Annotated in this window: 3 protein-coding genes; all 3 read right to left on the reverse strand. The window is 30.9% G+C overall.

What is annotated here, in order from left to right:
• Positions 1-516: 516 nt before the first annotated feature.
• Positions 517-1,248, reverse strand: a complete 732-nt coding sequence (locus Q361_RS13120; RefSeq protein ID WP_103727181.1) for a hypothetical protein — start codon at positions 1,246-1,248, stop codon at positions 517-519.
• Between the two features lie 127 nt (positions 1,249-1,375).
• Positions 1,376-1,906, reverse strand: coding sequence for a hypothetical protein (locus tag Q361_RS13125; RefSeq protein ID WP_146047041.1), 531 nt, complete (start codon positions 1,904-1,906; stop codon positions 1,376-1,378).
• Positions 1,893-3,899: a hypothetical protein gene (locus Q361_RS13130; RefSeq protein ID WP_103727183.1), complete on the reverse strand. Its 2,007-nt coding sequence runs from the start codon at positions 3,897-3,899 to the stop codon at positions 1,893-1,895. The genes Q361_RS13125 and Q361_RS13130 overlap by 14 nt, the downstream gene beginning before the upstream one ends.
• Positions 3,900-4,071: the final 172 nt, after the last annotated feature.

Here is a 4,071-nt window from a genome sequence, read left to right on the forward strand (position 1 = left end):
GACAGAATAAGTGTAAAAAAAAGTATGATAAAATTTTTCATTTCAATTTAGCAAAATATTTATTAGGATTCGTGGAAAAAGCTTGCATATAACGTCTCGCCGCTTTGCTTCTGTTGCGAAGTTCGTAACGGCGTATTTTCTGCTAAGATACTATTTCTTGCGGACACTGAACGAGAACTTACTACAAAATTCGCAATAGAGCAAAACGGCTGTTGGCAGAAGCCTTTTATTCTTTTATTTTCCGTTATGTTTTGTTGATCTTTAAGAATTGAGTTTCAGATTTAAATATATGTAAGTCGGACAAGTATAAATATAATTCAGATTACAATAAATGTAATTTAGATTTCAATATATGTAAGTCGGATTGATATAAATATAAATATGACAAGTATAAAAATAAATGCAAAACGCATTTATATAACTGCGGAGCAGATATATATTTTTGCGGTAGCAATAAATATACATAGGGAAGGGAGTTTTTTTTTACTGCTTGTCATATTTATTATTAATGTTTTGTTATTTCTTTTTCTTGGTAAATTCTATTCCTTTTACTTGAGCAAATTGTGGACTGGTTGCGCCAAAAACTGACTTGATGTATTTCTTTACTTCGGTTGCCACGTCAAATAAGCCTGTGTCAGTCCCGTAAATTGTAGTATCTCGTGCAATTCTTGAATTACTTACGTTAGTGTAAGCTGTTGCAACCGCACTATTTTTAGCTGTTAAGTCTGCTTGTTTAGCTGTTAAAGTGGCAATTTGTAAATCGGTTTCGTTTGGAGTATAGCTTGGTTCTGATTGTAAAACGGATATTATACCCGCTAGATGCTGAATTTGTTGGTCATAAGATTGTTGACTAGTTGAAATGGTTTTTGGAGCTGGTGTGTTTGGATCGTTTGATATTTCAACTGCCTTAGATCTAATACCTTGCATTTTTTTGTTAAATGCTTTCGCATCTGCTACTTTTTGTTCGCTTGCATCAGTCGCTTGTAATGCGTTTATCAACCTAGTTGATAGTGATTTTAAATCTTTGAAGGCTAAAACACGCTCGTTTACTTTATTGTTGTATGTTGTGTTTTTTGCAACTACATCGGCTAAACTTGTTTGTGATGCAGTATATAATGCATTAAGTTGTGGTAATTTTAATGAGTTTTTACTCGGGTTGTAAGTTGAACCGTAACCAGTTACGAAAGAAATTAAATCTTGGAAGTTTGCAACGTTTTTTGCGTGTCCTGTCTCGAAAGTAGAAGTCATAATGTTAATTATTAGGTGGTTATAAAATCAAAAGTAATAAATTATTTGTTAGATAAAGAGATGAAACAAAAAAACATATTTAAAGGCTATTGCCTTTAAATATGTTTTATCATTTTTGTTAATTTAGTTATTGAACCGTAAATTCTATTTTACCTTGATTATTTACTCCTTCAATGTTAGTGTCTAATCTAAATCTGTTACATTTATCACTACCTTGGAATTCAAAATAATCAGCAGAAATAATAGAATAAAAACCTACTCTGTTTAATTTAATTTTTACTTCAAGTTCATAGTTGCCTGTTACTGAATTATAAGGAATTTCAAACCAATTAATGTTGCTTCCTTGACTACCTTTTATAAATGTTAGTTGATTATTTTGAAATAGTAAACTATTTGTAATTAATAATGCCGAATTATCATTAGTTTGCCCAAATAAATCTACTTGATTACCATAATAGTTATTCGTTGATGGAATATCTACTTTAAGGGTTATAATATCACCTTGGTTATAAGTTGATTGTAAAGGAAAAATTTTAATTAAATTTTCTTTTTTTGCAATGGCAGCTAGGTCATTGCAATCTACTTCACCTGGGCAACCTACAAGGGTTGTCATTAAAAGAAGTAATCCTATGATATATATATATTTAAAGTGGGTCATAATATGAGCTAAATAAAATTCTTATTTGTGAGGCTTGATTTGGATATGCTGTAATTAATGCGTTTCTTAAATTTGATTGATTATTAATATTAGATTCTAATCTATCATAAATAGGTGTTAAATCAAATTGATTGTTTGGATTACCAATAAAAGCATTATCAATTAGTTGGGTAGCAGGACTTCCATTTCCATATCTTCTTATAGATGCGGTTCCATCAATATTATTATCAAGTAAATCCCACATTATGCCATGCATAAACCAATGTTTATCATCATAAGTTGTTATTGAAATAGGCGTTTCAATTTGGTTAAAATTTTCAAATGTAGACGTAATATTAGTACTTAAAGTACCACTTATGTAATTTGCATACGGAGAGTAAATTTTCGCTTTACCATAGTAATACTGGGCAATCTTAAATTCTGTTAAATTTCCCCATCCTTCTGCTAGTGCTATTCTATCTGCGGCTTGGTAAGAAGGCATACTTCCATCGGAATATGGATCTCCGTTAACAAATTGATTACTAATTTCACTGGCAAAAACTTGAGCCCAAAACCAATCACCTGCTTTTGATGCGTGAGAATAATGACCTGACTCGTGAAAAACTGTTTGATGAATTCTTATAGTATTACTTGTTGTACCTTCGTTAGCTCTAGGTCTTAAGCCTGCGTAAATTTGGTCAGGTCTTAAATGAGAGGGTAAAATATTTATAATAATGCTTGAAATAGAATTAACCATAACATGCCAGAAGTCAGCTTGTCCCATATTTGCTACAGATGATAGTGTTGCTAGTTGCCTATATTTATATAACATAGGAGTGCTTGCATCTTTGCCTTTTGCCCAAGCCCAAACATTAGCATAGCTAATAGTATTTGATATTCCATTGTTATTACAATAATCAATATATTTTCTTAATCCGTTATGAATGGTACCCTTATACCATAGATGTCCACCTTCTAAATCAATACCAAATATACCAGTATGCGGTTCGTTATATTCTATATATTTTGTTATACCATTATTATTTCTAGACACTGTCATCAAATGGTCAGAGACCCAAAGACCTAAAACTTCATTCCAAGTTTTTCTGATTGTTGCGGTATATCCTCTCCATTTTGCTCTAATTCTAACTTTTCCTCTATAACTGTGAGATGCTGAAAAATAACCATTATCATCAGTATATGTGTAGTGCCACCATAAACTTCTACCATACGAAATTTCTGCTTGCATTAATGGGTCATAAACATTAGTTGCAGTATTTTGAACTTTTACATAACCGTCAGGAGTAAATTTTCTTCGAGCCATAAAGTTACCTAATGTCAGACCACTTTTTACAGCTTCAGCGTTAGATTTTATCAAATATTCGGGTAAATTGTCTGTTGTTAAAAAAATGTCATCAACTTCTAAGTCTTCTTTCCAATCAGCAAAAAACATAGATATTGTCTCAATATCATATTCTTCATCTTTTGGCTGATATAATTCATCTAACACTTCGTAGGTAATGCCTTCAGGAAGTTGATAACCAACAGGAATTACTGTATATGCTGGATAAAATAAATCTTCTTCGCTTTTAGGGTATACATAATAATCTCCTTCAGTAATAATTTCATAATCCATTGGATAGTCTTGTAAAACAGGAGTGAAGTCTTCACTTTCTTTATCCAAATTATCTAACTTTTCTAAATCTTCAACAGATTTAGGGATTATTTTTATGTATAAATTTGTAGGTTTAACTACTTTATCTTTGAATTTAGAATCACTAATAATTTCATTGTAATAGTCAAATGCAGCCTGCATATTCTTTACAGAATATGGATTTTTTAATTGTTTGCCCAAAACAATTTGTGTTTGTACATCAGGTTTGTCATTTTCGTTTTTTCTCATAGTGAGATTTGATTTTTTAATAGGATTATTTCCAATATCACTGGTAAAATCCTCTTTTTGACAACTGAATAATGTTAGCGTGGTTAATAAAACACTTAAATACTTCTTCATAAATTATATAGTTTAAAGGTTAATTTTTTTAAAACGAGTAAAAAATTATTTTATTATGTAATTTTTCAATAAGGTTTCTGCCAACGTTTCGCGGCTTGACGTAGAAGCGAAGCCAGCGAACGGCTAAATTTCTGATAAAGATAAACATTTTCGTGAAAAAGTGACTTCAATT

Source organism: Flavobacterium croceum DSM 17960 (assembly GCF_002917885.1).
Taxonomy (GTDB): Bacteria; Bacteroidota; Bacteroidia; order Flavobacteriales; family Flavobacteriaceae; genus Flavobacterium; species Flavobacterium croceum.